We start from the raw sequence: 26,893 nt of genomic DNA, 5'->3' as shown, positions 1-26,893 counted from the left end.
TTGCGCCCCGCCACGCCGCGGCGCACACGATCCATTCCAATAAAGGCAGGAGAAAGTTGATGACGGAGATTCAAACCATCGGCGTCGTGGGCGCCGGGGCCATGGGGCGCGGCATTGCCCAGATCGCGGCGCAAGCCGGCTTGCGCGTGCGCCTGTACGACACCAGCGCCGATGCGGTTGCCGCGGCGCGCGAGTCGCTGCGCCAGACGTGGGAGAAGCTGGCCCAGAAGGGCAAGATCACCGCCGCCGACGCGCAAGCGTCGCTTGAGCGCGTGGAATCCGCCACGGCGCTGACCGACATGTCGGTGTGCCAACTGGTGGTGGAAGCCATCGTCGAACGCCTGGACGTCAAGCGCGATCTGTTCGCCGCGCTGGAAGGCGTGGTGTCGGAAGACTGCATCCTGGCGTCGAACACCTCGTCGCTGTCCATCACCGCCATCGCCGCCGCCTGCAAGCGTCCGCAGCGCGTCGTGGGTTACCATTTCTTCAACCCGGTGGCGTTGATGAAGGTAGTGGAAGTGATCGACGGCCTGCGCAGCGCGCCGGAAGCCGGCGACGCGCTGGCCGCGCTTGCCCGCCGCATGGGCCACACGCCCGTGCGCGCCAAGGACATGCCCGGCTTCATCGTGAACCACGCCGGTCGCGGCATGAATACCGAAGGCCTGCGCGTGGCGCAGGAGGCCGTGGCCACCTTCGCCCAAGTGGATGCCGTCATGCGCGAGCAGGCGGGCTTTCGCATGGGCCCGTTCGAACTGCTGGATCTGACCGCGCTGGACGTGTCGCATCCGGTGATGGAATCCATCTACCGCCAATTCTTCGACGAGCCGCGCTTCCGCCCCTCGCCGATCACCACCGTGCGCCTGGCGGGCGGCCTGATCGGCCGCAAGGCTGGCGAAGGCTTCTATGTCTACGCCGATGGCCAGAAGCAAGTGCCCGCCGAACCGCCCGTGCCGGTGCTGCCGGAAGGCCTGAAGGTGTGGGTCAGCCCCAAGCATGCGGAAGGCTACGCGCGCGCCTCGGCGCTGGTTGAGAAGCTGGGCGCGACGCTCGTGACGGGCGCCACGCCCGACGCCGATGCGCTGATCATCGTCACGCCGTTCGGCGACGACGTTTCGACCTCGGTGTCCGCGCAGGGCCTGAACGCGGGCCGCACGGTTGGCCTGGATACGCTGTACGCGTTCGACGCCGCCAAGCGCCGCACGATCATGGTGTCGCCCGCCACCGAAGGCAAATGGCGCGACGCCGCCCACGCGCTGTTGGCCGCCGACGGCGTGCCGGTCACGGTGATCGAGGATTCGCCGGGCTTCATCGCCCAACGCATCGTCGCCATGATCGTCAACATCGCCAGCGACATCGCGCAGCAGCAGATTGCCACGCCGGAAGACATCGATCAGGCCGTGACGCTGGGCCTGGGTTACCCGGTGGGTCCGCTGGCGCTGGGCGACAAGCTGGGCGCCGACCGCATCCTGGAAATCTTGAAGAGCATGCAGCGCGTGACGGGCGACCCCCGCTATCGCCCCAGCCTGTGGCTGCAACGCCGCGTGCAGCTGGGCTTGTCCCTGCTGAAGTCGTCGGCGGAATAATTCACCGCCCGTAGGGTGGGTGAAGCGGGTTCAGATCTGCCGACGCACACGGACGATTGCCGCGCGTAACCCATCACGCAGCAAAAGAAAAAGCCCCTTTGAAAGGGGCTTTTTCTTGGGCACGCCAATTTATTTGGCGGCGTCCACCATGTATTGCACGGCTGCGCGGATGTCGTCTTCCGAGGCGTTGGCCGCGCCGCCCTTCGGGGGCATCGGCGGCTTGCCTTGCATGGCGACCTTCACCATGGCGTCCATGCCGGTCTTGATGTAGGGATCCCAGGCGGCCTTGTCGCCGAACTTGGGCGCGTTGGCGACACCGGTGGCGTGGCAGGCGAAACAGACGCTCTTGTAGAGCTTCTCGCCGGCCGGGTTGACGGCGGCGGCCTGAGGCGCGGCGGGCGCGGCAGCAGGAGCGGCGGCGGCGGGTGCCGCAGCAGCCGGTGCCGCAGCAGCCGGGGCAGCCGCGACGGCCGGTGCGGCCGCAGCAGGGGCGGGCGCGGCAGCAGGCGCCGCATCCGCTTCCTTCTTCGCGCCTTCCTCGGCGGGAGCCGCCGGTTCGGGCAGCGAGGCGCCTGACTTGTTGGCCATGTAGACGACCGCGCGTGCGACTTCATAGTCGGACAGCGTGGGGTTGCCGCCCTTGGCGGGCATGCCGCCCTTGCCGTGCAGGGCCACGTTCAGCATCGTGTCGTAGCCGGACTTGATGAACGGCGCCCAGGCCGCGTTGTCGCCCATCTTGGGTGCGCCGGCAATACCGGCGGTGTGACAGGCCGTACAGACCGCGGCAAAGACCTGTTCGCCCGTCTTGAACACCTTGGGCGCGTTGGCGTCGACCAGCGCAAAACCCGCGACCGGCGCGATGCGCTTGGTGACGGCTTCTTCAGTCAGGGTATCGGAGCCGGCGCCGACCTTGGTGCCGGAGACCACCATGTTCACCAGGAGGATGATGATGGCGATTGGGATCACGAAAGATAGAACGATCGTGACGACCAGTTGCTTGGGGGTCTTGATGGGGGAGGAGTGCTCTTCTATGTGTTCCTGCTCGTTGCTCATGACCAAATCCTGCTAACGGGTGGGGCGCCTGGCGGCGGCAACAGAAAATCAGTAACTGCACAAATCGGCGAACCCGTGACGCATCCGCCTGCAAGCAAACGCTGGATTATATAACGGTGTCAGGGACGGGCGTCCAATGACGCTGCGGGGGTTTTCGATGAGATTGACGGAAGATTTGATCCACTTCATGCACGCTATCGAAAACTAGGTACAATGTCGCCTCCTTGCGCTGCGCCCGTAGTTCAATGGATAGAATGAGAGTTTCCGAAGCTCTTGATACAGGTTCGATTCCTGTCGGGCGCGCCACCCAATCAAAGACTTACGTTTTTTTGCCGCCGACATGGCCTTGAGCCAGGGGCAAGGAATTGGGTGTACTTGGGTGTACGCACCCCGGCCGTAATGGGCCGTAATGTGAAGCGCGATGGGCCGCAATGGCCACGATGCGCCGTGTTCTTCGCTCCACACGCTTATTGCGTCGCCGCGATATTTGAACGCCGCAAGCGCCCTCGCAAAGTTTCTTCCAGCGTACCCAGACCGACATCGCCGCAACCCACCAGCGTGAGTTCTTGTAGCGCAGACAATTCCCCCAGCACGTCAATATCCGCAATTCGCTTGCAGTATTGAATGTTCAGCTTCTCCAGGTTCGACAGCGCGGCAATGGGTCGAATCGTGTGCAATATTCCTTGGTTCTTCACCAGTAGCGAACGCAAACCAGCAAGCTGCTCAATACCTGCCAGAGATTCCAAGGTGCGGCCGTTAACGACGCCAAGCGCCACCAGCGGCAATGCCGCAAGCCGATTGAACACGGACGTGTCGAACGGCACATTCCACAGATTCAGTTCCTTCAGCGGCAATTGCAATGCGCGATCCAACATGACGCCGCGCCGATCCGGAACCGCCGATAACGACATCAACGCCGGAAAATCTTCCGGTTCAAATCGCAACGCTGCCCCCACGGTCAGGGACTCCAGCCTGGGCATCGCGCCGCCCTTCCAGGTGTAGGTGTTTTGACTGGGATGCAGGGAAAGGTGGCGCAGGCTGTCGGGCAACATGTCCGCGCGCAAGCCGGTCATGACACTGGGGTCGATCGCGCCCGGCCCCATGGATAATTCCACCAACGAAGGCATTCGGGCGATGAGCGCCGGCATTTCGGTCAACGGATCGCCATGCGGCGCCCAGACATGCACGGATTCAATCTGGGCCAGCGTGGCCGCATCCGGCGGCGCGTCGTAAAGCACCACGGGTTTGTTCGGCACCTGCAATTGCGCAGCCTGACGGCTATGCATCAGCCCCCAGGTTTTAGCGCGGCCGGGCTGCGGCGTCGAAAACGGGACGAATGACATGCGGCGTTCCGGTGAATGTTGAAGCATCAGTTTACGTGCATCCTCGACACATCATCAGGTGCCCGATGTCTATCATTTAGCCACCGACCGGTCCCCGAGTTAACCACGGCATCAATGGACTCCGTGCGGCATCAGATATCAGTTCAGCGTCAGCACATACGGCGCCAGCAGCGATCTGCCGTAGGGCGAAGCCAGAAAAACAAACGCCCCAATGTTGATCGCCACCGTGATCCAGAACACGGCACGGAAGGCCGGCTTCACCGACTTGTGCCTGAGCCATTCTTGCGCGACCAACGCACCGGGCCAGCCCCCGATCAGCGCGAGGATATGCAAGGTCTTCTCGGGAACGCGCTGCCGGTTGGCGCGGGCGGCTGCCTTGTCGACCGCATAGACCATGAACGTGAGCGCGCTCAGCACCAGATAGCCCAGCCCGACCGCGATCGGCACCCGCCACAGCAAGGCTGCCAGCCCATAAGCGAATACGAACGCCGCCGCCAGCAATAAAGGCGGGCCGCTTTTGCGCCCTGTGCGACGTCCTGACGGGCGTCGGGCCGGGGCCTGGTTCAACTGCCTGGGGTTCGGGTTTCGGGTAGGAGGCGGCGCCATGCTTATTGGTATTCGTGGGCTTTTTCTTCGATGAAGGCCTGCAGCCATTGCGCCATGTGCGCGATGTCGATCGCCTCGTCCGCCTCGGCACGTTTAAGCAGCATGGTGACCACGCCGATCTCGTTCATGCGTTCCACTTGGTCAAGTCATCCACAGGACGGGGCAGATAGCCTTCCAGCGTCTGCGCGATCCATGCGGGGTCAATGTAGTTGTAGGTAGATTCGATCACCCAGGATAGAAACTCCTGCGGACCGCCATTCAAATAAGGAGGGGGAGACACTGGTTTGAAGACGGTCGGCAGTTTGTCATGCACCGACGCATCGTTCAACACGAACCCCAGCTCCTGCACGACCTGCCAGGCCAGCGGGTGCTGCAGATCGATGGTCAGCTTGACCCACCAATACGCGTCGGGCGTGACTTTAGAGGACAGCACGGTCGTTCCGGGCAGCCGCGATAGATAGTCCACCAATTGCGGCAAGCCCGCCTTCAGCACCTTGGGGTCGATGGCCTCGACGGGCGGGGTGACGGCTTCCAGCTTCTTCAGGATGTGCGCGTGCAGCGTGCGTTGCGCATCGGCGGCCTCGCGTTCAAGGGGCTTCAAAAGACTGGAGGGTAGGGTGAGTTCCATGGTTTTCCGGTTGTTCGACTCTGATGAGTCGGCCAATGTTAACCGTCAGTCTGCCGCATCCGTCCGCCACTACGCGCCGCGATCGATTTCCACCACGGCCTTGCCGATCTGCATGCGGCTTTCGATGCGCTCGTGGGCTTGGGCGACCGTCTCCAGCGTGTAGCGTCCGGCGATTTCCATCGTCAACGCGCCAGAGGCCAGGGCGGCCCACACTGCATCGGCGCGGCGTTGCACGGTCTGTGCATCCTGCATGTGATCGGCCAGCCTGGGACGGGTGAGGAACAGCGATCCGCTTTCGCCGAGTTCGATGGGATCCAGGTCCTGCAATGAACCCGACACGGATCCGTAATTGACGACCAGGCCTCGTGTGCGCGTCGCCCGGAAGCTGTCGCGCAGCGTCTTGCGGCCCACGGAGTCGAACACCACGTCCACGCCGCGGCCCGCGGTCGCTTCCAGGACGTCGTCGGCGAACTGGCCGTCACCATAGAGGAAGGCGGCATCCGCGCCGCGCGCCATGGCGACGCTGCACTTTTCCGCATTGCTGGCGGTGGCGTAGACGGTCGCGCCCAGATGCTTGACCCACTGGACCAAGAGCTGCCCGATGCTGCCGGATGCCGCATGGATGAGACACGTGGCGCCGGCTCGCAGTTGCGCGACGTCCTGCACCAGATAGTGGGCGGTGCTTCCCTGAAAGATCGCTGCCGCCGCGACATCGTACGCAACGCTGTCGGGCAGCCGCGCGCACCGGGCGGCGGGGATGCGCGCATAGTCCGCGTAGCTGCCCCAGGCGATGCACCAGGCGACGCGATCGCCTGCCTTCACTGTCGTCACGTTGTGGCCGACGGCGATGACGCGGCCCGCGCCTTCCATGCCCAGCGTGCACGGCAAGCGCACGGGGTAGGTGCGCGACGCGGCGTACTTGCCTTGACGCGTGTGGATGTCCATGAAGTTGACGCCGGCATACGCGACGCGTACCAGGACGTCGTCCGGGCCGGGTTCGGGGACGGCCGCGTCCCGCCGCCATTGAAGGACCTCGGGGCCGCCGTATTGTTCGATAGAAATGGCTCTCATGATGGTTTCCGCTGCTGTGTGTCGAGTCTTGCTGTGTTCAAAGGTAGGGCGGTTGGCCCTCAAATCGCGCGCCGCTAGTTCACGGCGATGCCCGTCCGGGCGATCAGTGCCTGCCATCGGATGGATTCAGCACGCACCAGGTCGGTGAATTCCCGGGGCGTGCCGCCGCCCAATTCATTGCCTTGGGCCAGCATCTGTTCGCGGATGGCTGGGTCTTGCAGGGCACGGTTCACCACCTCGTTCAGCTGCTGGACCACGGCGGGCGGCATGCCGGCCGGGCCGATCAGCCCTTGCCAGTTTTCCATGTGAAAGCCCGGCACGCCCGCTTGCGCCATGGTGGGCACGTCAGACGCGATCGGCGAGCGGTGTTCGCTTGTGATCGCCAGCGCGCGCAGCTTTCCGGACCGCGTGTAGGGAATCGCGGAGTACATGGGTTCGAACATGAAATCCAGGTGGCCGCCGATCAGGTCGGTGACCGCCGCCGCGCCGCCCTTGTAAGGCACGTGCGTCACAGGCGCACCGGTCAGGCTTTTCAACAGTTCACCCGACAGGTGGTGCGCGCTGCCCACGCCGCTGGATCCGTAGGAAAAACCGCCAGGCTTAGCGCGGGCGGCTGCCAGCAGCGACGGGACGTCGCGATGGGGAGAGTCCGCCTTGACGACCAGCATCAACGGGCCGCGCTCGATCAACGCGATCATCGTCAGTGACGACACGGGATCGAACCCGCCGGCCGGCATCAGGCTGCGATTGACCGACAACGGGGCCAGGTTGCCCATGCCCAGGGTGTAGCCGTCGGGTTTCGCTCGGGCGACGGCCTCGGTGCCGATATTGCCTGCCGCGCCGGGGCGATTCTGCACGATCACGGGCTGGCCAAGCGCCTGCGCCATGAACGCGCCGAATTGGCGGGCGCGCTGATCCGTGCTGCCGCCAGCCACATACGCCACGATCAAGGTGATCGGCGAGGCCGGGTAGGCAGGGGCGGCGCGGGCGGTGTTGAACAAGGCGGGCAGGGCGGGCAATGCCAACCCCGCGCCAAGAAAATGTCTGCGTTGCATGGAGGTCTCCTGGTCTTGTGCTCTGCATTCAGAGTCAGGCAAGCCATGCAAAACCCGTGCCAGTGGGGGCGGGATGGTCAGGGGCATTGATAAGAAAGGCTTTTTTAAGCGGCAGGCGTTTTTCGTCATCCAGGTTGATCTATATTTGAAACACAAGCATTCAAAAATGAGACATCACCATGCCAGCCGACCCGCCTTACCCGGCCCCGACTCCCAGCCCGCTTTCAATCTGGGCCGTCAGCGCCTATGAGCTGCTGCCCCTGGTGCAGCGTTGCGCGCCGGATTACGCGGACCGCGCGCGCGTGCAGATGCTGAAGGCCCATTTCGATGACGCCGCAGACATGATCCGCGCCAAGCTGCGCACGGAATCTTGCGACGTGATCCTGACGGCGGGCGCGAATGCCGATTATTTGCGGTCGCAGTTGGACGTTCCGGTCGTCGCCGTACGCGTGGGCGGGTACGACGTCATGGCCGCGTTGGCGCGTGCGCGCCAGGTTTCAGACCGCATCGCATTGATGCTGTACCGGCATGTGCCCGAGGAAATGCGGCAGTTCATCCGGGAGTTCGACCTGAAGCTGGACGTGCGCGCCTACGACACCGAGCACGACGCGCGCAATACCGTGGCGGCGTTGCAGGCCGAGGGCGTGCAGGTCGTGATTGGCGCTGGTCTGGCCGTGCACCTTGCGCAGCAGCAAGGCATGGCCGGCGTGTTCCTGTATTCGCGCAATTCGGTCAACGCGGCGCTGGAAGACGCGATCAACCTGGGGGTGGCGCAGCAGGCCGAGAAGTCGCGCCGCATTACCTTGGCGAACGTCCTGGAGCACTTGCATGAAGGGGTCGTCGCCGTCGATGCGCGCGGTCGTGTCGTGGCGGCCAATCCGGCTGCGCAGAGGCTGACGGGCAGTGCCCCGCCCTTGGCGATCGGCGCGCCGTTGAATGCAGGCGTCCCGGAACTGGATCCCGGTCAGGCGTTGCGCAACGCCGCGCGGGGCGGTTCGGGCGTGTACTCCTTCCAGGGGCGGCAGGTGGTGGTGGACAGTTTGGTGCTGCACGAAGGCGGGGTGGTGGCAGGCGCGGTCTACACCTTGCGCGAGTCCAACGACGTGCGGCAGGCATTCCACAAGCTGCGCCGCCACGAACGCCGCAAGAGCGCGGGCGCGAGCTATACGCTGGACCAGATCGTGCAGGCGTCGCCGCCGATGCAGGCCGTGGTTGGCCGGTGCCGCATCTATGCCACGCGCGGGGAGGCGACGGTGCTGATCACCGGGCCAAGCGGGGTCGGCAAGGAACTGCTGGCGCAGGGCATGCACCACGCCAGTCCGCGCCGTCACCATGCGTTCGTGGCGGTCAACTGCGGCGCGTTGACGGAAAGCCTGCTGGAAAGTGAGCTGTTCGGCTATGAGGAAGGGGCCTTTACGGGCGCGCGCCGGTCGGGCAAAGCGGGACTGGTCGAAGCCGCGCATCAGGGCACCTTGTTCCTGGACGAGATCGCGGAGCTGCCCTTTGCGCTGCAGACCCGCTTGCTGCGTGTGTTGCAGGAACGCGAAATCACGCGCGTGGGCGCAGTCACCGCCACGCCAGTGGACCTGCGCGTCATCGTGGCGACGCACCGCGACCTGTTGGCGATGGTGCGCGAGGGCACGTTTCGCGAAGACCTGTACTACCGCATTGCGGTGCTGTGCGTGGCCGTGCCGCCACTGAAGTCGCGGCCGGCCGATGTCGATGCGTTGTCGCGGCGATTCGTGTCGCAGGCGATGCGCGACGCGGGCCTGGGCCAGTACGAACAGGCGGTGTTGGACGTTTTACCTGCGGCCCTGGCCGATCATGATTGGCCAGGCAATGGACGCGAACTGGAAAACGTGGCGCAGCGGATTGCGATGGCGTGTGCGGAACAAGATGCGCCGCTGGATGCGGCGGCAATCCGGGCGTTGCTGGACAGGCCGGGCGGGCAGGTCGTGGATGACGCCGCCACGCTGACGTCTGTGCGGCGATCGGGGGAGCGGGAGTACGCGCAAGCAGTGCTTGCCGAGTGCGGGGGCAATCACGCCGCCGCGGCGCGTAAATTGGGTGTCAGCCGCAGCACGCTATGGCGCAAATTGCGCGGCTCAGGCGGCTAGCCGCCGTAACGTCTTGGCGCGGCTCGCCCGGTGGCGGGCGAGCCGCGCCAAGACGTCAATCATCCAGCGACGGCACCGTGCCGATCTGCATCAGGATGCGCGGCGATTCCATATCGCCGGTTTCTTTGTCGATCAACACTTCATAGGCGGCGACTCCCGCGAATTTGGAGGCCATGGAATTGGCGATTCGGATGGCTCCGAATTCGCTGCTGGCCGGACGGATTTCACCTGGCGCGACACCGTTGGCGGCGGCGCGGTAGGGAACGACGATGTACTGAACAAGATGAGCGGCTTCGGACACAGGATTCTCCTGGACGACAGTTTTTCGGGCGAGCGAAATGTATCACGTTGCACTGTGTTTTTGTACAGTATTTTTTGACGCTGCACCAACTAAATCTGGCGCAGCGGGAAAACCCCTAGCGCGCAAAGATTGCCCGATTTCGGCCTCACCTCTATTATTTTCGAAAATCTTCTGATTTTTATAAAAAGAGGGCAAGGGATGGAATCCAACCGGTACGACGCCTACCGCGAAGACACCGCAGGCCGCGCCAACGTGGCCGACTCGCCGGAGCGCATCGCCTACTACAAGGAACTGGCGAGCCTGGAGACGGGCGCGCTGTGGACGGTGGCGAACAAGATCGAGCCCTGGGCGCCGCGGTCCGCCTCGGTGCCGGTGGTGTGGCGCTATCAGGACTTGCGCGGCCATGTGCTGCGGTCGGCCGAACTGGTGTCGCCCGAAGAGGCGGGCCGGCGGGTCATCTATCTGAACAATCCCGGCCGGCGCGACGTGGCCGCCGCCGTGGGCTGGTTGTATTCGGGCCTGCAGGTGATGCAACCCGGAGAACTGGCGTCCGCGCACAAGCATTCGCATTCGGCGCTGCGCTTCATCATGGAAGGCCAGGGCGCCTACACCGTGGTCGACGGCCACAAGATGACGCTGGGCGCGAACGATTTCGTGCTGACGCCCAACGGCACCTGGCACGAGCACGGCGTGTCCGAAGACGGCACCACCTGCATCTGGCAGGACGGCCTGGATATCCCGTTGGTCAACGCCCTGGAAGCCGGCTTCTATGCCGTGCACCCCGACCTGAACCAGACGGTGACGTACCCGGTGGACGACACCAGCGGGGCCTGGGGCCACGCGGCGCTGCGCCCTCAGGTGTCGGGCTGGACGAAGCCCTATTCGCCCTTGTTCAAGTACGAATGGGAACCCACTTACGAGGCCCTGCGCCGCTATGCACGCACCACCGCCGGCAGTCCCTATGACGGCATCCTGCTGGAATACGTGAACCCGGCAACGGGCGGGCCCGTCATGCCGACCATCGGCGCCAGCATGCAGCTGTTGCGCGCGGGCGAGCACACCAAGGCGCATCGCCATACCGGCAGCTACCTCTATCAGGTGGCCAAGGGCAGCGGCTTTTCCATCATCGACGGCAAACGCTACGACTGGACCGAGCGCGACATCTTCTGCGTGCCGTCCTGGGCGATCCACGAACACGCCAACCTGTCGGCCAACGACGACGCCTGCCTGTTCTGTTTCAACGACCTGCCCGTGATGCGCTCGCTGGCGCTCTACCGCGAAGAAGCGGTCAAGGAAAACGACGGCCATCAAGTGCTGATCTAGCGCCGCCCGATCCCTTCCAGAATTTTCATCCGCCGCGCGGGCCTGGGTCCGCGCGCCTGACTCAACTCGTCCTGAATCTATGGAGTTCCTATGCGCTTGGTGACTTTTCGCGCTCATCCCACCGCCGCCGCACGCCTTGGCGCGCTGGCCGAAGGCTATGTCGTGGACCTGGCCCTTTTGGGCCGCGCCGGTGGCGTGGACCTGCCCGACGACATGCTGGCGTTCATTGACCTGGGCCCCGTGGCAGTCGCGCAGGCCAGCCGGCTGATGGAGTCCTACCGCGGCAACTGGCCGGTGGGCACCGCACTGCCGCAGGAAAACGTGAAGCTGCTGGCGCCGATCCCGCGGCCGCGCAAGAACATCTTCGGCATCGGCCTGAACTATGTGGAGCACGTGGCGGAATCCAGCCGCACGCTGGACACCTCGGCCGACCTGCCCAAGCAGCCGGTGATCTTTTCCAAGCCGCCCACCACCGTCATCGGACCGGGCGACGCCATCGAACATAACGCCAAGATCACGCAGCAGCTGGACTGGGAAGTGGAGCTGGCCGTGATCATGGGCCGGCGCGCCTCGCGCGTGGCTGAGGCTGACGCCCTGTCCTACGTGTTCGGCTACAGCGTGATGCTGGACATGAGTGCGCGCGACTGCCGCCGCGCCGGCCAGTGGATCTATTCGAAGGGCCAGGACACCTACGCGCCGTTCGGCCCGTGCATCGTCACCGCCGACGAGATCCCCGACCCGCAGGTGCTGGACCTGTGGCTGACGGTCAACGGCGAAAAGAAGCAGGGGTCCAACACGCGGCACATGCTGTTCAAGGTGCCGTTCCTGATCTCGGACATCAGCGCCGGCATCACGCTGGAGCCGGGCGACATCATCGCCACCGGTACGCCGGAAGGCGTGGGCGCGGGCCGCAAGCCGCAGGAATGGCTGTGGCCGGGCGACGTGGTGGTGGCTTGCGTGGAAGGCATCGGCACGCTGCGCCATCCGGTGGTGGCGGTCTAGCGCAAGCAGTCACTCGGCCCCGCCTGCCAGGCGGGCCACGCAGTCTCCAAGGGGAAAACATGATCATGAAACAGAAAAAAGGCGGCGTGGCCGCCACGCTTTCCGCCGTGCTGGGCGCGGCTGCCGCAATGGGTGCGGCGCAGGCCGCAGACCCCGTCAAGATCGGCTTCATCGCCACCTTGTCCACGCCCGCGGGCTATATCGGCGAAGACGAGCGCGACGCCTTCAATCTGGCCATCAAGCAGGGCGACGGCAAGCTGGGCGGCGTGCCGGTGCAGCTGGTCATCGAAGACGATGGCTTAAAGCCCGCCAATGCGAAGCAGGCCGCCGACCGCCTGCTGCAATCGGGCGTGAAGCTCTTTACGGGCGTGAACTTCTCGAACGTGCTGGCCGCCGTCGTGCCCAGCGTGGTGAAGTCGGGCGCGTTCTACGTCAGCCTGAATCCCGGACCGTCGAATTTCGCGGGCGAGAAATGCGATCCCAACTATTTCGTGGCGTCGTATCAGAACGATGCCTTCCATACGGCGGGCGGCGTGGCCGCCAACGAGCTGGGATACAAGCGCGTGGTGCTGCTGGCGCCCAACTACCAGGCGGGCCGCGACGCGATCGAAGGCTTCAAGCGCACCTACAAGGGCGAGGTGGTGGCCGAGATCTACACCAAGCTGGACCAGTCGGACTTTTCGGTGGAACTGGCGCGCCTGCGTTCGCTGGCGCCCGAGGCCATCTACCAGTTCCATCCGGGCGGCACCGGCATCAATTTCGTCAAGCAGTATGCGGCGGCGGGCTTGAACAAGACCATCCCGATGCTGATGCCCAGCTTTTCGATGGATGCGCGCATGATTCAGGCAACGGGCGACGCGTCGGTCGGGTCCTACACCACCGGCATCTGGTCGCAGGACTTCGACAATCCGCAGTCCAAGGCATTCGTGAAGGCCTTTAAAGAAGCCTACGGCCGCGTGCCGACGGATTACGCGATGCAGGCTTACGACACCGCCAATCTGATCGGCGCGGGCCTGAAGGCCACGGGCGGCGACCTGTCCAAGGCGGCGGAATTCCGCGCGGCGCTGCGCAAGCCGGAATTCACGTCGCTGCGCGGCACGTTCAGCATGAATACCAACCAGCATCCCATCCAGGACCTTTACCTGATGCGCATCGGCAAAGACAGCGACGGCACGTTGTCGCCGCACCTGGTCCGCAAGCTGGTGTCCGACGATAAGGACGCCTACGCCCAATTCTGCAAGATGCCATCATGACGCTTCTGTTCGAACAGCTGCTGAACGGCCTGCAGTTCGGCGCCATGCTTTTCATGCTGGCGGCCGGACTGACGCTGATCTTCGGGATCATGGGCGTGGTGAACCTGACGCACGGGTCCTTCTACATGGTGGGCGCGTATTGCGCCGCCTACGCGATCGGCACCACGGGGTCGTTCCTGGCCGGCGTGCTGGCGGCCTTGTTGGGTGCCGGCCTGTACGGCGTGTCGGTCGAGGTGCTGGTGATCCGCAAGCTGTACAAGCGCGATCACCTGTACCAGGTGCTGGCCACGTTCGGCCTGCTGCTGTTTTCGAACGAAGCGGTCAGCCTGATCTTCGGGCGGCGCCCGCCGCTGGTGGGCATCCCGTCGTTCCTGGAAGGCGCGGTGACGCTGGCGCCGGGATTCCAGTATCCGGTGATCCGCCTGTCGTTCATCGCGATCGGCGCGCTGGTGGCGGTGGGTCTGTGGTGGCTCGTCAACCGCACGCGCATCGGTATGCTGATCCGTGCGGGCGCTGACGACCGCGAAATGGTGGACGCGCTGGGCGTCGACATCCGCAAGCTCTACACGCTGGTGTTCGGCCTGGGCGCCTTGCTGTGCGGGTTGGCCGGCGTGATGGCCGCGCCGCTGCTGGCCGTTGAAATCGGCATGGGCGAACGCATCCTGATCACCACCTTCGTGGTCATCGTGATCGGCGGGGTCGGTTCGGTGCGTGGCGCCCTGGCTGGCGCCTTGCTGGTCGGCATGGTGGACAGCCTGGGGCGGGCCTTCTTGCCGCAGATGCTGTCCACGGTGTTCTCGCCCGCCACGGCGGACCCGCTGGCGGCCGGCCTGGCGTCGGCCAGTATCTATGTGCTGATGGCGATCGTGCTGATCGCCAAGCCGGGCGGCTTGTTCCCGGCGCGAGGATGATGATGGCTAAGACACTTTCTAATCGCGCCCGCTGGGGCCTGGCCGGCCTGGCGGTGCTGATCCTGCTGCCGGCCGCGGCGCTTGCCTCGGGCTCGCCGTTCCTGATCGGCGTGGTGACGCGTTTTCTGATCTACGGGCTGGCGGCGGTCAGCCTGGACCTGGTGATCGGCTACGGCGCCATGGTCAGCTTCGGCCACGCCATGTTCTTCGGGTTGGGCGGCTACGCGGTGGGCATCATCGCCTTCCATACCGCCGAAGCGGGGCCGATCTTCGGCTGGGCGGGTAGCAATGCGGCGCTGGTGGTGTGGCCGATCGCGCTGGCGGTCTGCGCGCTGGCCGGCTGGATCTTCGGCTACCTGGCGCTGCGCACGCGCGGCGTGCAGTTCATCATGATCACGCTGGCGTTCGGCCAGATGGTGTATTTCGTGCTGGTGTCGCTGCAGTTTTACGGGGGCGATGACGGGCTGATGATTCCGCAGCGCAACGTGCTGCCGGGCATCAATCTGGAAAGCCCGATGGTGTTCTATTACGTGTGCCTGGCGCTGCTGACCGCCTGGACGCTGTTCTGCATCCGCGTCACCAACTCGCGTTTCGGCATGGTGCTGCAAGCGCTGCGCCAAAGCGAACGGCGCGCGGTGAACCTGGGCGTGGCGCCCACGCCCTACCGGCTGAGCGCCTTTGTGCTGTCCGCCGTGGGCACGGGCCTGGCCGGCGTGCTGTGGGCCAACTACGCGGGGTTGGTGACGCCGGACATGGCGGCGTGGACCAAGTCAGGCGAACTGATGGCCATCGTGATCCTGGGTGGCGTGGGCACGCTGCTGGGGCCGATCGCGGGCGCCGCGGTGTTCCTGGGGCTGGAGCAGATGCTGTCGTCCTTGACCGAACACTGGCTGCTGTACATGGGGCCGATCCTGGTGCTGGTGGTGCTGTGGGGGCAGAAGGGCCTGTTCGGAAAACTGCTGGAGACGCGCCATGCCGACTGACGCAAGCGTGAGCCTGTTGCGCTTGACGCAGCTGCGCAAGGCCTTTGACGCGGTGGTGGCCACCAACGGCGTGGACCTGGATGTGCGGGCGGGCGAGATCCACGCCATCATCGGCCCCAACGGCGCCGGCAAATCCACGCTGATCGCGCAGATCTGCGGCGAGATCCGGCCGGACTCCGGCAGCATCCATCTGGACGGCAAGGACGTGACGGCCCTGCGCGCCTTCGAGCGCGCGCGGCTGGGCCTGGGCCGGTCGTTCCAGATCACCGAGCTGTGCCACGAATACACCGCGCTTGAGAACGTGATCCTGTCGCGCATGCTTAAGGACGGCCCGGCCTTCGGGGCGTGGTCGAACCCGCGCCACGATGCGGCGCTGAAGGACGAGGCCATGCAGTGGCTCACGCACGTGGGCCTGGCGGACCGCCGCCATGTGCGCTCGGCGGACCTGGCGCACGGGGAAAAGCGGCAGCTGGAGCTGGCCGTGGCGCTGGCGCGGTCGCCACGCCTGCTGCTGCTGGACGAGCCCATGGCCGGCATGGGACCCGAGGAATCGGCACGCATGACGCGGCTGCTGCAAGGCATGAAAGGCAACTACGGCATCTTGCTGGTCGAACACGACATGGACGCCGTCTTCGCCCTGGCCGACCGCATCAGCGTGCTGGTCTACGGCCGCGTGGTGTTCAGCGGGGCGCCCGACGAGGTGCGCCGGCATCCGGAGGTGCGCGCGGCCTATCTGGGAGAAGAACATGTTGAAGGTTGACGGGCTGACTGGCGGTTACGGGTCCAGCAAAGTGCTGTTCGGCATGTCGTTCGAGGCCAGTGAAGGCGAGGTGATCTCGCTGATCGGCCGCAATGGCATGGGCAAGACCACCACCATCAAGACCCTGATGGGGATGCTGCCCGCCACCGGCGGCGCGGTGCAGTTCCGGGGGCAGACCCTGGGCCGGTCCGCGCCCAGTACCGTGGCGCGGCTGGGCGTGGGGCTGGTGCCCGAAGGGCGCCGCGTGTTCGGATCGCTGTCCGTGCAGGAGAACCTGGTGGCCACCGCGCGCGCGGCCGCCGGCGGGTGGGACCTGGAACGCGTCTACGCGCTCTTTCCGCGCTTGAAGGAACGCCGCACGCAGTCGTCGCGCACCTTGTCCGGCGGCGAACAGCAGATGCTGGTCGTGGGCCGCGCGCTGATGACCAACCCCAAGCTGCTGATCCTGGACGAAGCCACCGAAGGGCTGGCGCCGCTGATCCGGCAAGAGATCTGGCGCTGCCTGCGCGCCTTGAAGGGCGAGGGCCAGACCATCCTCGTTATCGACAAGAACCTGCCCGAAATGGCCACGTTGGTCGACCGCCACTACATCGTGGACAAGGGCCGCGTGGCGTGGTCGGGCAAGCCGGCGGAACTGTCTGCGCAGCCGGAGCTGGCGCAGCGGTATCTGGGGATATGAGGCGGGTAGAATGACCCGCCTGTACGCGGGCCGGCGGGCAAGCCGCTGACATCTGGAGAGCATGTTGAAGCCAAGAATCAAAGCTTCCCGCCAGGACGACGCTGGATCGGACGGGAACGCTGAAGTAGAGGAAATCACGCTGTCCGAGCAGGTCTACCGCCTGCTCCGGCGCGACATCATGAGCGGCGCTTTCGCGCCGGGCCAGTCCCTGCGGCTGGAACTGCTCAAGCAACGCTACGGCAGCAGCTTTTCCCCGATCCGCGAGGCGCTCAACCGCTTGCGCAGCGAACGCATGGTCATCAACACGACGTCGCGCGGCTTCAGCATCGCGCCCTTGTCGGTCGAGGAAATGTGGGACGCCTGTGAAACCCGCATCCTGATCGACAGCGACGCGTTGCGCCGTTCGCTGGCCAACGCCGACGATGCCTGGGAAGCGCGGCTGGTCGGCGCCTATCACGCCCTGACCCTGGCCGCGCAGCGCGCGGGCGACGCGCAGCCGCCCTCCGAAGAGCTGGAAGAACTGCTCGAGGCGCGCCACCTGGATTTCCACCATGCGTTGATCGGCGCGTGCCGCTCGCACTGGCTGCTGGACCTGTCCACGCAGCTTTACGCGCAGACCGAGCGCTACCGCCGGCCGGCGCGCGCCGGCGCCACGGCCTACGGGCCGGAGCGTAATGTCGATGACGAGCACCGCCAGTTGCTGGATGCCGCGATCTCGCGCGACATCGAAGGCTCGGTCGCCATGCTGGCGGCCCATTACCGCAAGACCGCGCAGTTCATCGAACGAATCATTTCACAGCCCGACACGCAGGCCCGCCATGCATGACACGGATATCGACCTTTTCTTCTCTTCCATCGCCGAACGTGACGTCCAATACAACGCGCGCGAATCGGTAGCGGATTTCGACGCCTGCGTGCGTCGCTACGCCGAGTCGTCAGCCCGGGTGCGCACGCGCCGCCCCGGCGTGCTGGACCTGCGCTACGGCATGGGCCAGGACGAAAGGCTGGACTTGTTCCTGCCTGCCGCCTCGCAGGCGCCGGCTCCGCTGTTCGTCTTCATCCACGGCGGCTACTGGCGCGCGCAACGCAAGGAAGACGCGCCGGTGATGGCCGAGGCGTTCAACGCCGCCGGCGCCGCCGTCGCGACGCTGGAATACACGCTGGTGCCCGAAGCTACCCTGGGCGAAGTCGTGCGCGAGGTGCGCTCCGCCGTGGCCTGGCTGTACCGCCATGCGGCCGCCTACGGCATCGATCCTGACCGCCTGTATGTGGGCGGCAGTTCGGCGGGCGGGCATCTGGCCGGCATGCTGGCCGCGCCCGGCTGGCCCGCCCGGTATGGCGTGCCGGACGACGTGATCAAGGGGACGCTGGCGCTAAGCGGCCTGTTCGACCTGCGGCCGCTGTGCGACATCCTGCCGAATACCTGGCTGCGGCTGACGCCCGAGCAAGCGGCGCACCAGAGCCCGATCTTCCACCTGCCGGAGCGCGCCGGTCCGATGCTGCTGGCCGTGGGCGGCCTGGAGACGCAGGGCTTCAAGAACCAGACCGCGGCCTTTGAAGCCGCCTGGAACGGGGCCGGCCTGACGTCCACGCGCATTCCCACGCCGCACTGCAATCACTTCGATCTGGTCAACGAACTGGAAGACCCGGACAGCGACCTGACCCGGGCCACGCTGGCGATGATGGGGCTGGCGGCGCGTTGACCCTGCAGGATCGGCGGTCCGGCGGTCGGTCGATGGCGTAAGCTTGCGTCTCATGGCCGACCTGAAACTCCTTGAAGACCTGATCGCGCTGGCGCGCACCGGCAGCTTCGTGCGCGCGGCCGAACTGCGCCACGTGACGCATCCCGCGTTTGGGCGGCGCATCCGCGCGCTGGAAGCCTGGGCGGGCGCGCCGCTGGTCGAACGGCAGCATCTGCCCGTCACGCTGACGCCGGAAGGCGAGGCGCTGCTGAAGACCGCCACCCAGGTGGTCGAGCAGATGGGGCTGGTGCGCCACCGCATCCGCAGTTCGGGCGCCGGCGGCGAGGCGGTGCTGCGCATCGCTACGGGCCGCAGCCTGGCCCGCACGCTGGTGGCGGACTGGATCGCGCGCCTACGGCACCGCACGCCCAAGGTACTGACCGAAGGCACGCAGGTGGAGCTGTCCACCGGCAAGGCGCAGGACCTGGTGGTGCGGCTGGAGCAGGGGAAGGTAGACCTGCTGTGCTGCTACGAGCACCCGGCGCTGTCCGTGCCGCTCAGCCCGGCGCGCTACCGCTACATGACCTTGGCGACCGACAAACTGGTGCCGGTCAGCCAGATGGACACGCGCGGCCGCGCGCGCTACACGCTGCAAGACGGCGGCACGCCGGTGCCGTTGATCACCTATACGGGCGGCCTGGCGATGGAGCGCATCGTCGGCGACCGCCTGGAAACCACGCCTTTTGCGCTGACACCGTTCGTGCGCAGCGATTCCCTGGATGCCGCGCATGGCGCGGTGGCCAAGGGTGTAGGTGTGGCGTGGCTGCCGTGGTCCATGGTGGCGGCCGATTGCCGGCGGGGCGCGCTGGCGGCGCTGGGCGGGCGCAGCGAAGAGATCGCCTTCGAGGTGCGCCTGTACCGTCCGCGGGCCCGGCTGACGGACCTGGCCGAAGCCGCCTGGGAAGCCACCGCCAACCGCAAGGCCTGATCCGCAGGCAGCCTGCCAAACTGGATAAGCACCAAGATGTGCCGTTTTGGCACGGATGGCGTGTGCGCCGCCCGTGAAAATGTGGCGCTAAACCTCAAACGAGACGGCAACGCCGTCCACCCTCAGCACCCCAAGGAAGAAAACATGAAGTCCATCCTGCATCCGCTGCGTGCAGCGCTTGTTGCGCTCTGTGCCGTCTCGGCCGTTGCCGTCGCTCCCGCCGCCTTGGCGGCAGACTATCCCGCCCGCAGCGTGTCGCTGATCGTCGGCTACCCGGCCGGCGGCAGCCTGGACCTGACCGCCCGCCTGCTGGGCGAAGAGCTGGGCAAGCGCCTGGGCCAGACCGTGGTCGTGGAAAACGTGGGCGGCGCTGGCGGCACGATCGGCGCCCAACGCGTGGCACGCGCGGCACCGGACGGCTATACGATCTTCCTGGGCTCCACCAATGAAATGGTGATCGCCCGCATGATCAACACGGCGGTCAAGTACGACAGCGCGAAGGATTTCACCGCCTTGGGGCTGGTGGCTTCGCAGCCGATGTTGCTGGCAGCCAGCAAGAACTCCGGCGTGAAGACCGCCGCCGACTATCTGAAGAAGCTGCGCGGCGCCGAGCCCGGCACGTTCAACTACGGGTCGTCGGGCGTGGGCACCACGCTGCACCTGGCGGGCGAAATGATCAACCAGGCCACCGGCACCCGCGCCGAGCACGTGCCTTACCGCGGCGTGTCGCCGCTGGTGACCGACCTGATGAGCGGCCAGCTGGATTACGGCATGCTGGTGCTGTCTTCGGGCCTGCCGCAAGTGCGCAGCGGCAACATCGTGGCACTTGGCCTGACCGAGAACAAGCGTTCGCCGGCCGCGCCCGAGATTGCGCCGCTGGCCGCGACGCCGGGCTTCGAGTCCGTCGACATCAACCTGTGGTTTGCGCTGTATGGCCCTGCCGGCTTGCCCGAGCCCGTCGTCGCCAAGCTGCGCGGCGTGCTGGACGAAACGCTGAAGTCCGAGGCGTTCCGCGCCAAGATGCAGGAAGCCGGCGGCGAAGTGGCCAAGCCGGGTGTCGATCTGGCCGCCTATCAGGCTGAAGAAACGAAGAAGTACGGCGCGCTGGTCAAGGCAGCGAAGATCGAAGCGCAATAAATCAGACCCAGTCATTTCAGGCTTTCATCAATCGCAAGACCAGGCAGACAAGCGGACATCATCATGGAATTCAAGCTTCCCGTTCCCGACCTGAGCGCCGAGCGCGCCGGCAACACCGATACGCCGGGCGTCTGGCATTTTGATTCGGGCGTGCCGGGGCGGGCGCTGATGGTGTCCGCGCTGGTGCACGGCAACGAACTGTGCGGCGCCTGGGCACTGAAGGACTTGCTGGCCGCCGGCGTGAAGCCGCGCCGCGGCAGCCTGACGCTTGCCTTCTGCAACCTGGACGCGTTCGACCGCTTCGACCACGCCAACCACGACGCCTCGCGTTTCGTGGCCGAAGACATGAACCGCGTCTGGAGCGCCGAACGCCTGGACAACCCCACGACGCCCGATCGCCAGCGTGGTGCTGCGCTGCGCCCCTGGGTGCAGCGCGCGGACTGGCTGCTGGACCTGCATTCCATGCATGAGCCGGGTGCGCCCTTGCTGCTGACCGGCGTCCTGCCGCGCAACATCGCGCTGGCGCGCCGCCTGAAGGCGCCGCAACACGTGATCGTGGACGCGGGCCACAAGGACGGCGTGCGCATGCGCGACTTCGCCCAGTTCGGCGACCCCGCGCGCGAAGATGCCTGCGCCTTGCTGATCGAATGCGGGTTCCACGGCGAGCTGGCCTCGCGCGATGTGGCGCGCGACATGGTGGCGCGCATGCTGGTGGAGTCCGGGGTGATCGATGCCGCCGACGTGCCGGCCGGCTGGCTACTGCCGGACCCTGCCGCGCAGCGCGTGCTGGAAGTGACGAATGCGGTCGTTGCGCCGTCGATGGACCTGCGGTTCTCGGAAGCCTGGACGGGCCTGGAAACGCTGGCAAAGGCGGGGTCCGTGATCGGCTGGGCGGATGGCCAGCCGATCGTGACGCCTTACGACGACTGCACGCTGATCATGCCGTCGCTACGCCAACTGAAGCCCGGCGTGACGGTGGTTCGCCTGGCGCGCGACTACGCGGGCTGATTGCCTTATATGGCTGACGGATGCTCGTCGGGCTGATTGCCGCTCATCGCTCGTGATGGATGCTCGTAGGATGGGTGTAGCGCGAGAGGATCGAGCCAAGCACCTGAATGCTCAGCGCGCGCAACCCATCAAGCAACGGTGAGTGTTTAGCCGGTTCAGCCACAACGCATCGGCTGCGTGATGGGTTGCGCGCGCTGCATAGTCGAGTCCTTGAATGAAGACTCTCGCGCTCCACCCATCCTACGGATTGCGCGATGAGGATCATCGTACGGATAGCGCGGTCGACACGACCGGTGCTATCGCGTTCGACAGGATCCGCGCTATTTCTGCGGCGTGTAGCGCAGCTCATCCAGCTGATAGCCTTGCGCCGTCGCGGCGGCGAGCGCCTTGTCGAGTTCTTCCTTGGGCAGTTGCGGCGAACGCGACAGGATCCACAGGTATTTGCGGTCGGGCGTGCCGACCACGGACCAGCGGTATTCCGGGTCCAGGCCGATCACCCAGTAATCGCCTTTGAACGGCTTGACGAACGTCACTTCAAGCTTGGCGTTGTTGCTGCCTTCCACGACGGTCGCGGTGCCCGAGGCTGAATCGATATCGCCATCCTTGGTGCGGCAGCGGTTGTTCACGCCCACGGTGCCATCAGCGTGCGCGGTGTATTCGGCCGTCGTGTCTCCCACGCAGTTGCGCTGGAAGAACATGGGGAAATTTGCGATTTCGTACCACATGCCGGCGTAACGTTTCAGGTCCACCGATTCCACGGTCTGCATGGCCGGCGGCGCGGCATGGGCGATTCCCGCCATGCTGGCTGCCAAGGCCAGCAAGAATGTTGCAGTGCGGCGCATGGAAAAAACCTCCTGAGTGACGGACGCGGTTTGCGGCGCCGGTCATGCAGGCGCCGCAAACCAAAACCCTAACGATACGCCTTATTTGCGCGGGGCCTTCAGCGCCTCGTGGTAGCGCGCGACGTAGGTGGCGAAATCCACCGTGTCCGATTGCTCCAGGCGTTGCTGCTCCATCGCCGACTGCGCGGCCGCTTGCTCGTAGGCCGCCGCCAGGTCCGAGGGCAGGGCCTGCGCGCGCAGCGCCTCGGCGTGCTTGCGGCTTTGCTGCAGCGAATAGTCATGGAACGACAGGCCGCTGCGCTTGAGCGAATCCAGCAGGCGGGCCGAGGGCGTGGTATCCGGCGCGTCGAGCTTGGCGCGCTGCGCGGACAGGGCCTCGGCGTAGGCGCTGCCGCCCAATGCGGAATCGAACAGCGCGGCGTACGGCGCGATCTGGTCCAGCAATTCATGGCCCCATTGCGCCAACGCCACGGGCTGGCCTTCGCGGTCCAGCATCAGGCCGGGCTTGCGGCCTTCCTTGACGACGGTGGAGAAGTTGTCGGCGCTGCGCTGACAGTAGCCGTTGGCGGGGAAGAAGGGGCTGTCCGACGCCGTGCAATACAGCAGGAAAGCATCCACGAAGCGGCTGGTGTTGGCGTCGATGCCCACGGGCGAATCCGGGTCGATGTCCAGGCAGCGCACTTCCACATATTGCACGCCGCGTTCGGCCAGGGCCGTGATGGGGCGCTCGCAGCGGCCGGTGGCGCGCTTGGGGCGGATGCTGGAGTAGTACTCGTTTTCGATCTGCAGCACGTTGGTGTTCAGCTGGATCCATTCGCCGTTGCGATGCGTGCCAAGCTTCTGGTAATCGGGCCAGGGCTGCGTCACCGCGTCGTACAGGCGGCCCAGGAACGTGTCCAGGTCGTTGTAGCAAAGCTTTAACTGCGACTGGGCCTTGTTCTGGTAACCCAGGTCGCTCATGCGCAGGCTGGTGGCGTAGGGCAGGTACAGCGTGTGGTCGCCCAGGCGCTCAAGCGGATGCTCGCGGCCGCGCAGGAAGTCGCTGGCCAGCGCGGGCGCCGCGCCAAACAGGTACATCAGCAGCCAGGAGTAGCGCGTGAAGTTACGGATCAGGCCGATATAGCCGCGCGAACGGCGGTCTTGCACCGAGCCCGGCTGCGTGTCCAGCACGGACCACAGGTCTTCGGCCAACGAGAAGTTGTAGTGCACGCCGGCGATGCATTGCATCGTCTTGCCATAGCGTTCAGCCAGGCCGCGGCGGTACACGTGCTTGAGCATGCCGGTATTGGACTTGCCGTACCAGGCGATGGGGATGTCCGCTTCGGCGGGCAGGGTGGCGGGCATGGACTGATTCCAGATCAGCTCATGGTCCAGCACGCTGTAGACGTGGCGGTGGGTGTTGGTCAGTTCGGCCAAGAGCGCGTCCACATCCGTGTGCGTGCCCGTGATCAGTTCAAGCAGCGATTCGGAGTAGTCGGTCGTGACGTGTTCGTTGGTCAGCGCCGAACCCAGGCCGGCCGGATGCGGGGTGCGGGCCAGGATGCCCTGCTCGTCCACGCGCAGGCCTTCTTTTTCGATGCCTCGCAGCGTCTGGGTCAGCAGCGAGCGGTTGGCCTCTAGGCGGGAGAGGCGGTTGGCGGCGGTATCAGTCACGGATTCTTCTCGTTTGGGTCTGTCGCGGGATTTTACGGGGTGCCGGCCTCCTGTGCCGAGGGAGCCAGTACTGGGCGCAGGGACAATGCCTGGGCCGTGCGCGCCAGCCACTCGTCCAGATCAGCATAAACCGGATCGGAAATAGGGGCCGTTTCATTGAAGATCTCGTGCCAGGCGGTGTCGTACCAGCGCAGCGTCAGCAATTCCGCCGGGGCGCGCTGGGCGAACTGGCGGCTGCCTTCGGCGGCGACGATGGAGTCGTCGCCCGCCACCATCAGCAGGGTGCGACAGGGCAGCAGCCCGGCTTCGCGCAGCGATTCCTGGCCGGCGTCGTCCACGAAGCGCGCCAGCCTGCCTGTCATGCGGCGCCGCACCAGCGGGTCGGAACGGTAGGCCTTCACCACGGCGCGGTCGTGCGAGATACGGGCCGGCGCCAAGCCGTGGGGCACCCGCAGGTCGGGGGCATGCAGCGACATCCAGGTGAGGGTGCGGCGCACCCACTGTGGCACGTGAACCACGAATGGCGGCGAACTCAGCACCAGGGCGTCCAGTTCCGCCATGCGGCGTAGCGCAATCCGCACCGCCACCAGCGCGCCCAGGCTGTGGGCCAGCAGGATCGGCGGACGGCCCTGGGCCTGGGTCCAGGCGCGCAGCCGGTCGACGGCGTCGGTGACGAGGTCTTCCTGGTGGCTCAGCGTGGCGGGCGGGCCGCCCGAACGGCCATGGCCGCGATGGTCGTGCGCACCCACGGCCCAGCCGCGGGCGGCCAGCCAGCGGGCCAGGCGGTCATAGCGCCCGGCGTGCTCGCTCAGCCCGTGCATCAGATAGACGCTGGGCGTGCCTGGACCTGTGATCGGCGGGGGAACATTGGGGGCGGCAGGCCAGACATAATTCGCCAATGGGGTGCCGTCGGGCGCTGGGGTCATGGAAATCGGCGACAATTTCTGCATTCCTTGAAATGGATAGACCGTCCAGGTCCTCGGGTAATGACGATTTCATCGCTGTTTCGTTTCATGTTCAAGAAAGCCGGCCTCTTTGTGGGGTTGGCGCTGGTGCTGGCCGCCTGTTCGCCGCGTTACAACTGGCGGGAGGTCGACGTGGCCGACGGCCACGTGCGGGCGGCATTCCCGGACCGGGTCATGACGGACTCCCGCGACCTGCGCCTGGATACCCATACCTTGCGTTTTACCCTGGCGACCGCCACCGTGGGGGAAGCCGTGTTCGCGGTCGGGTCGGCCCCGTTGCCGCCGGAGATCGCGGCAGATCCGAGCGCCAAAGAGGCGCTGGGCCGGGCGCTGATGGCTTCGCTATACGTCAACATGCAGGCCCCGCCACCCACGGAATGGCCGGCCTACGGGCAGGAAATCGAGGTACACGGCAAGGCCATGGGCAAGCCGGGGTGGCTGCAGGCCAAGGTCTGGGTGACCGACACCATGCTGATCGAGGCGGTGGCCGCAGGCACGCAGGAAAGCTTGCCGGCCGAACGGGCGCGCGAGTTCCTGCGGTCAGTGGTGATCAATCCGGCCAAGCCCATCAAGCCGTGACGGCGTCCAGCAAGCCCTGGCGCAACGCCGCGGCCACCGCGGCCCGCCGGCCGCGCACGCCCAGCTTGGCGCAGGCGTTGCGCAAATGGAAGTTCACCGTGCTTTCGCTGACGCCCAAGATGCGGGCGGTTTCCCAGCTGGTCTTGCCCGCGGCGGACCAGTACAGGCAGGCGGCCTGGCGGTCGGACAGCATTTTGGCAACCGGTGGCGCAGACAGCGAGGTCAGCGGAGAGATCGGCGGGTTCAGGGCGGACATGGGCTGGGACGTCACTTGCAGAGACGCCTGCAACAACGGGCGGTACGCGGACAAGCGGCGGATGGCGGTCATGGCGGCTGGGGGCGGGGACGCCCGGTAGTTAACATGTCGTCCCCATGCTGCGGCTCGCACCGCCGGTAGGCAAGCATTGATGCCGCAGCGCATCAAACTCTTTATCTCTGACGGAATAGTCGTATGTTGGCCATCACCCAGTTCTACCTCTCGGCCATTGTGCTGATGCTGCCCCTGCTGTTCTGCGTGGGCATCGGGGTGTTCTGGGGCAAGCGCGACATTCCCTTCGGCGGCGCGTTCATCACGACGCTCGTGACGTCGGTGACCACGCCGGCCCTGGTGTTCCATACCTTCGTCACGACCCACCTGGACGACCGCGCGCTGGCCGACGTGGCCGCGGCCACGCTGCTGGCGCTGCTGCTGTGCGCGCTGGTCGCCGCGTTGCTGCTGAAAGTGTGCAAGCTGCCCGTGCGCACCTTGCTGCCCACGGCCTTCCTGCCCAACGCCGGCAACCTGGGCCTGCCGATTTCGCAATTGGCCTTTGGCGACGCCGGCCTGTCGGTGGCGGTGGCGTTCTTTGCGGTGAACTCGTTCGTCATGCACACGATCGCCGTGCGGCTGCTGCCCGGGGTGAACACCAAGGGCAGCTGGAAAAGCCCCATTCTGCTGGCGTCCGTGGTGGCGGTGGGACTGCGCATGTTGCACATCCCCGTGCCGGAATGGCTGATCGAGACAGCCCGGATGCTGGGCGCGGTAACGGTGCCGCTGATGTTGCTGAGCCTGGGCCACGCCCTGGCGCTGATCCCTTCCAACGGCCTGCGCGACGGCGCCAAGGTGGGCGCGATCCGGTTAGGCGTTGGCCTGGCGGCGGGGCTGGCCGTGGTCTGGGCGCTGGACCTGGAGCCCGTCCTGGCGGGGGCGTTGACGCTGCAGATGGCGATGCCCTGCGCGGTGGTCAGCTACATGTACGCCAAGCGCTACACCCCGTTGGGCGACACCGCAGCGGGCGCGGTGCTGGTGTCCACGGTGGTGTTCCTGCTGCTGGCGCCGCTGATGCTGTGGTTCACCCGCGCCGGGGCATAGGCGCGGGCGTTCAATCGAGG

General features: G+C 65.9%; 28 protein-coding genes and 1 tRNA gene. 17 read left to right on the top strand and 12 right to left on the bottom strand.

All coding sequences use genetic code 11. The annotated features are described in order from the left end of the window. Positions 1–59 precede the first annotated feature (59 nt). Positions 60–1,583, top strand: coding sequence for a 3-hydroxyacyl-CoA dehydrogenase (locus AC3WMU_RS25170; RefSeq protein WP_492283118.1), 1,524 nt, complete (start codon positions 60–62; stop codon positions 1,581–1,583). A gap of 129 nt (positions 1,584–1,712) precedes the next feature. Here the strand turns inward: AC3WMU_RS25170 and AC3WMU_RS25165 are convergent, their stop codons facing one another. Beyond that, complete coding sequence (locus tag AC3WMU_RS25165) at positions 1,713–2,636, bottom strand: c-type cytochrome (protein ID WP_006227242.1); 924 nt, start codon at positions 2,634–2,636, stop codon at positions 1,713–1,715. A 231-nt stretch (positions 2,637–2,867) separates the two neighbouring features. Between AC3WMU_RS25165 and AC3WMU_RS25160 the strand changes: the two genes are divergently transcribed. Then, positions 2,868–2,942 (top strand) — tRNA-Arg (locus AC3WMU_RS25160). A 161-nt stretch (positions 2,943–3,103) separates the two neighbouring features. Here AC3WMU_RS25160 and AC3WMU_RS25155 read toward each other — a convergent pair. The 6 genes from AC3WMU_RS25155 to AC3WMU_RS25130 all read right to left on the bottom strand — a co-directional run bounded on the left by AC3WMU_RS25155 (position 3,104) and on the right by AC3WMU_RS25130 (position 7,339). Further along, a complete protein-coding gene (locus AC3WMU_RS25155) occupies positions 3,104–3,979 on the bottom strand; it encodes a leucine-rich repeat domain-containing protein (protein WP_492283117.1) in 876 nt (291 codons plus the stop codon). Between the two features lie 138 nt (positions 3,980–4,117). Continuing rightward, a complete protein-coding gene (locus tag AC3WMU_RS25150) occupies positions 4,118–4,546 on the bottom strand; it encodes a DUF1294 domain-containing protein (RefSeq protein WP_492283116.1) in 429 nt (142 codons plus the stop codon). Between the two features lie 41 nt (positions 4,547–4,587). Then, positions 4,588–4,713 (bottom strand): hypothetical protein, encoded by a 126-nt coding sequence (locus AC3WMU_RS25145; RefSeq protein ID WP_492283115.1) that lies wholly within the window; start codon positions 4,711–4,713, stop codon positions 4,588–4,590. Then, on the bottom strand, positions 4,710–5,213 hold the full coding sequence (locus AC3WMU_RS25140) for a hypothetical protein (RefSeq protein WP_427957145.1): 504 nt from the start codon (positions 5,211–5,213) through the stop codon (positions 4,710–4,712). The genes AC3WMU_RS25145 and AC3WMU_RS25140 overlap by 4 nt, the downstream gene beginning before the upstream one ends. A 69-nt stretch (positions 5,214–5,282) precedes the next feature. Beyond that, positions 5,283–6,284, bottom strand: a complete 1,002-nt coding sequence (locus tag AC3WMU_RS25135; protein ID WP_492283114.1) for a quinone oxidoreductase family protein — start codon at positions 6,282–6,284, stop codon at positions 5,283–5,285. Between the two features lie 74 nt (positions 6,285–6,358). Beyond that, positions 6,359–7,339 (bottom strand): Bug family tripartite tricarboxylate transporter substrate binding protein, encoded by a 981-nt coding sequence (locus AC3WMU_RS25130; RefSeq protein ID WP_424626654.1) that lies wholly within the window; start codon positions 7,337–7,339, stop codon positions 6,359–6,361. 179 nt (positions 7,340–7,518) lie between these two features. Between AC3WMU_RS25130 and prpR the strand changes: the two genes are divergently transcribed. Then, positions 7,519–9,456 (top strand): propionate catabolism operon regulatory protein PrpR, encoded by a 1,938-nt coding sequence (gene prpR / locus AC3WMU_RS25125; protein ID WP_492283113.1) that lies wholly within the window; start codon positions 7,519–7,521, stop codon positions 9,454–9,456. 55 nt (positions 9,457–9,511) lie between these two features. Here the strand turns inward: prpR and AC3WMU_RS25120 are convergent, their stop codons facing one another. Continuing rightward, complete coding sequence (locus tag AC3WMU_RS25120; protein ID WP_006227235.1) at positions 9,512–9,757, bottom strand: hypothetical protein; 246 nt, start codon at positions 9,755–9,757, stop codon at positions 9,512–9,514. A 198-nt stretch (positions 9,758–9,955) separates the two neighbouring features. Between AC3WMU_RS25120 and AC3WMU_RS25115 the strand changes: the two genes are divergently transcribed. From AC3WMU_RS25115 to AC3WMU_RS25060, 12 genes are all read left to right on the top strand, one after another. Beyond that, positions 9,956–11,080 (top strand): cupin domain-containing protein, encoded by a 1,125-nt coding sequence (locus tag AC3WMU_RS25115; protein WP_006227234.1) that lies wholly within the window; start codon positions 9,956–9,958, stop codon positions 11,078–11,080. A gap of 90 nt (positions 11,081–11,170) precedes the next feature. Then, on the top strand, positions 11,171–12,082 hold the full coding sequence (locus AC3WMU_RS25110) for a fumarylacetoacetate hydrolase family protein (RefSeq protein ID WP_006227233.1): 912 nt from the start codon (positions 11,171–11,173) through the stop codon (positions 12,080–12,082). 59 nt (positions 12,083–12,141) lie between these two features. Then, positions 12,142–13,335, top strand: a complete 1,194-nt coding sequence (locus tag AC3WMU_RS25105; RefSeq protein ID WP_006227232.1) for an ABC transporter substrate-binding protein — start codon at positions 12,142–12,144, stop codon at positions 13,333–13,335. Next, positions 13,332–14,246 carry a branched-chain amino acid ABC transporter permease gene (locus AC3WMU_RS25100; protein ID WP_006227231.1) on the top strand — a complete coding sequence of 305 codons (915 nt, stop codon included), beginning with the start codon at positions 13,332–13,334 and terminating at the stop codon, positions 14,244–14,246. The genes AC3WMU_RS25105 and AC3WMU_RS25100 overlap by 4 nt, the downstream gene beginning before the upstream one ends. Then, entirely contained in the window at positions 14,243–15,229 is a 987-nt protein-coding gene (locus AC3WMU_RS25095; RefSeq protein ID WP_088591010.1) for a branched-chain amino acid ABC transporter permease, read from the top strand. The genes AC3WMU_RS25100 and AC3WMU_RS25095 overlap by 4 nt, the downstream gene beginning before the upstream one ends. Further along, complete coding sequence (locus tag AC3WMU_RS25090) at positions 15,219–15,989, top strand: ABC transporter ATP-binding protein (protein ID WP_006227229.1); 771 nt, start codon at positions 15,219–15,221, stop codon at positions 15,987–15,989. The genes AC3WMU_RS25095 and AC3WMU_RS25090 overlap by 11 nt, the downstream gene beginning before the upstream one ends. Beyond that, positions 15,976–16,668: an ABC transporter ATP-binding protein gene (locus AC3WMU_RS25085; RefSeq protein ID WP_006227228.1), complete on the top strand. Its 693-nt coding sequence runs from the start codon at positions 15,976–15,978 to the stop codon at positions 16,666–16,668. Before AC3WMU_RS25090 ends, AC3WMU_RS25085 begins: the two co-directional genes overlap by 14 nt. Before the next feature lie 64 nt (positions 16,669–16,732). Then, entirely contained in the window at positions 16,733–17,494 is a 762-nt protein-coding gene (locus AC3WMU_RS25080; RefSeq protein ID WP_492283256.1) for a GntR family transcriptional regulator, read from the top strand. After that, a complete protein-coding gene (locus AC3WMU_RS25075) occupies positions 17,487–18,371 on the top strand; it encodes an alpha/beta hydrolase (RefSeq protein ID WP_492283112.1) in 885 nt (294 codons plus the stop codon). The genes AC3WMU_RS25080 and AC3WMU_RS25075 overlap by 8 nt, the downstream gene beginning before the upstream one ends. A 52-nt stretch (positions 18,372–18,423) precedes the next feature. After that, positions 18,424–19,338 (top strand): LysR family transcriptional regulator, encoded by a 915-nt coding sequence (locus AC3WMU_RS25070; RefSeq protein ID WP_492283111.1) that lies wholly within the window; start codon positions 18,424–18,426, stop codon positions 19,336–19,338. Between the two features lie 144 nt (positions 19,339–19,482). Further along, complete coding sequence (locus AC3WMU_RS25065) at positions 19,483–20,475, top strand: Bug family tripartite tricarboxylate transporter substrate binding protein (protein WP_035214063.1); 993 nt, start codon at positions 19,483–19,485, stop codon at positions 20,473–20,475. A gap of 63 nt (positions 20,476–20,538) precedes the next feature. Beyond that, on the top strand, positions 20,539–21,483 hold the full coding sequence (locus tag AC3WMU_RS25060; RefSeq protein WP_006227223.1) for a M14 family metallopeptidase: 945 nt from the start codon (positions 20,539–20,541) through the stop codon (positions 21,481–21,483). A 320-nt stretch (positions 21,484–21,803) separates the two neighbouring features. Here the strand turns inward: AC3WMU_RS25060 and AC3WMU_RS25055 are convergent, their stop codons facing one another. From AC3WMU_RS25055 to AC3WMU_RS25045, 3 genes are all read right to left on the bottom strand, one after another. Next, positions 21,804–22,325 (bottom strand): lipocalin family protein, encoded by a 522-nt coding sequence (locus AC3WMU_RS25055; protein ID WP_006227222.1) that lies wholly within the window; start codon positions 22,323–22,325, stop codon positions 21,804–21,806. 81 nt (positions 22,326–22,406) lie between these two features. Continuing rightward, complete coding sequence (gene gshA / locus AC3WMU_RS25050; protein WP_424626650.1) at positions 22,407–23,978, bottom strand: glutamate--cysteine ligase; 1,572 nt, start codon at positions 23,976–23,978, stop codon at positions 22,407–22,409. Positions 23,979–24,010: 32 nt separating this feature from the next. Continuing rightward, positions 24,011–24,904: an alpha/beta hydrolase gene (locus AC3WMU_RS25045; RefSeq protein WP_052017940.1), complete on the bottom strand. Its 894-nt coding sequence runs from the start codon at positions 24,902–24,904 to the stop codon at positions 24,011–24,013. 60 nt (positions 24,905–24,964) lie between these two features. Here AC3WMU_RS25045 and AC3WMU_RS25040 point away from each other — a divergent pair, with 60 nt between their 5' ends. Further along, the gene (locus AC3WMU_RS25040; protein ID WP_006227219.1) at positions 24,965–25,522 is read left to right on the top strand and encodes a hypothetical protein; all 558 of its coding nucleotides are present in this window, start codon (positions 24,965–24,967) and stop codon (positions 25,520–25,522) included. On the opposite strand, the gene AC3WMU_RS25035 is transcribed toward AC3WMU_RS25040, so the two are convergent. Beyond that, positions 25,512–25,715 carry a helix-turn-helix domain-containing protein gene (locus AC3WMU_RS25035; protein ID WP_035214062.1) on the bottom strand — a complete coding sequence of 68 codons (204 nt, stop codon included), beginning with the start codon at positions 25,713–25,715 and terminating at the stop codon, positions 25,512–25,514. The two genes, AC3WMU_RS25040 and AC3WMU_RS25035, sit on opposite strands and share 11 nt — an antisense overlap. Positions 25,716–25,973: 258 nt before the next feature. On the opposite strand from AC3WMU_RS25035, the gene AC3WMU_RS25030 reads away from it, so the two are divergent. Beyond that, positions 25,974–26,873 carry an AEC family transporter gene (locus AC3WMU_RS25030; protein WP_006227217.1) on the top strand — a complete coding sequence of 300 codons (900 nt, stop codon included), beginning with the start codon at positions 25,974–25,976 and terminating at the stop codon, positions 26,871–26,873. Positions 26,874–26,893 lie beyond the last annotated feature (20 nt).

The sequence above is a fragment of the Achromobacter sp. FW305-C-13 genome (genome assembly GCF_058783475.1).
The sequence above is the reverse complement of the archived record's forward strand: the minus strand, read 5'-3'. Positions and strand labels throughout refer to the sequence as shown.

Coding starts and splice junctions, on each gene's coding strand:
- AC3WMU_RS25170 (WP_492283118.1), top strand. CDS start 60: ATGACGGAGATTCAAACCATCGGCGTCGTGGGCGCCGGGGCCATGGGG.
- AC3WMU_RS25165 (WP_006227242.1), bottom strand. CDS start 2,636: ATGAGCAACGAGCAGGAACACATAGAAGAGCACTCCTCCCCCATCAAG.
- AC3WMU_RS25155 (WP_492283117.1), bottom strand. CDS start 3,979: ATGTCATTCGTCCCGTTTTCGACGCCGCAGCCCGGCCGCGCTAAAACC.
- AC3WMU_RS25145 (WP_492283115.1), bottom strand. CDS start 4,713: ATGAACGAGATCGGCGTGGTCACCATGCTGCTTAAACGTGCCGAGGCG.
- AC3WMU_RS25140 (WP_427957145.1), bottom strand. CDS start 5,213: ATGGAACTCACCCTACCCTCCAGTCTTTTGAAGCCCCTTGAACGCGAG.
- AC3WMU_RS25135 (WP_492283114.1), bottom strand. CDS start 6,284: ATGAGAGCCATTTCTATCGAACAATACGGCGGCCCCGAGGTCCTTCAA.
- AC3WMU_RS25130 (WP_424626654.1), bottom strand. CDS start 7,339: ATGCAACGCAGACATTTTCTTGGCGCGGGGTTGGCATTGCCCGCCCTG.
- prpR (WP_492283113.1), top strand. CDS start 7,519: ATGCCAGCCGACCCGCCTTACCCGGCCCCGACTCCCAGCCCGCTTTCA.
- AC3WMU_RS25115 (WP_006227234.1), top strand. CDS start 9,956: ATGGAATCCAACCGGTACGACGCCTACCGCGAAGACACCGCAGGCCGC.
- AC3WMU_RS25110 (WP_006227233.1), top strand. CDS start 11,171: ATGCGCTTGGTGACTTTTCGCGCTCATCCCACCGCCGCCGCACGCCTT.
- AC3WMU_RS25105 (WP_006227232.1), top strand. CDS start 12,142: ATGATCATGAAACAGAAAAAAGGCGGCGTGGCCGCCACGCTTTCCGCC.
- AC3WMU_RS25100 (WP_006227231.1), top strand. CDS start 13,332: ATGACGCTTCTGTTCGAACAGCTGCTGAACGGCCTGCAGTTCGGCGCC.
- AC3WMU_RS25095 (WP_088591010.1), top strand. CDS start 14,243: ATGATGATGGCTAAGACACTTTCTAATCGCGCCCGCTGGGGCCTGGCC.
- AC3WMU_RS25090 (WP_006227229.1), top strand. CDS start 15,219: ATGCCGACTGACGCAAGCGTGAGCCTGTTGCGCTTGACGCAGCTGCGC.
- AC3WMU_RS25085 (WP_006227228.1), top strand. CDS start 15,976: ATGTTGAAGGTTGACGGGCTGACTGGCGGTTACGGGTCCAGCAAAGTG.
- AC3WMU_RS25075 (WP_492283112.1), top strand. CDS start 17,487: ATGCATGACACGGATATCGACCTTTTCTTCTCTTCCATCGCCGAACGT.
- AC3WMU_RS25070 (WP_492283111.1), top strand. CDS start 18,424: ATGGCCGACCTGAAACTCCTTGAAGACCTGATCGCGCTGGCGCGCACC.
- AC3WMU_RS25065 (WP_035214063.1), top strand. CDS start 19,483: ATGAAGTCCATCCTGCATCCGCTGCGTGCAGCGCTTGTTGCGCTCTGT.
- AC3WMU_RS25060 (WP_006227223.1), top strand. CDS start 20,539: ATGGAATTCAAGCTTCCCGTTCCCGACCTGAGCGCCGAGCGCGCCGGC.
- AC3WMU_RS25055 (WP_006227222.1), bottom strand. CDS start 22,325: ATGCGCCGCACTGCAACATTCTTGCTGGCCTTGGCAGCCAGCATGGCG.
- AC3WMU_RS25045 (WP_052017940.1), bottom strand. CDS start 24,904: ATGACCCCAGCGCCCGACGGCACCCCATTGGCGAATTATGTCTGGCCT.
- AC3WMU_RS25040 (WP_006227219.1), top strand. CDS start 24,965: ATGACGATTTCATCGCTGTTTCGTTTCATGTTCAAGAAAGCCGGCCTC.
- AC3WMU_RS25035 (WP_035214062.1), bottom strand. CDS start 25,715: ATGCTGTCCGACCGCCAGGCCGCCTGCCTGTACTGGTCCGCCGCGGGC.
- AC3WMU_RS25030 (WP_006227217.1), top strand. CDS start 25,974: ATGTTGGCCATCACCCAGTTCTACCTCTCGGCCATTGTGCTGATGCTG.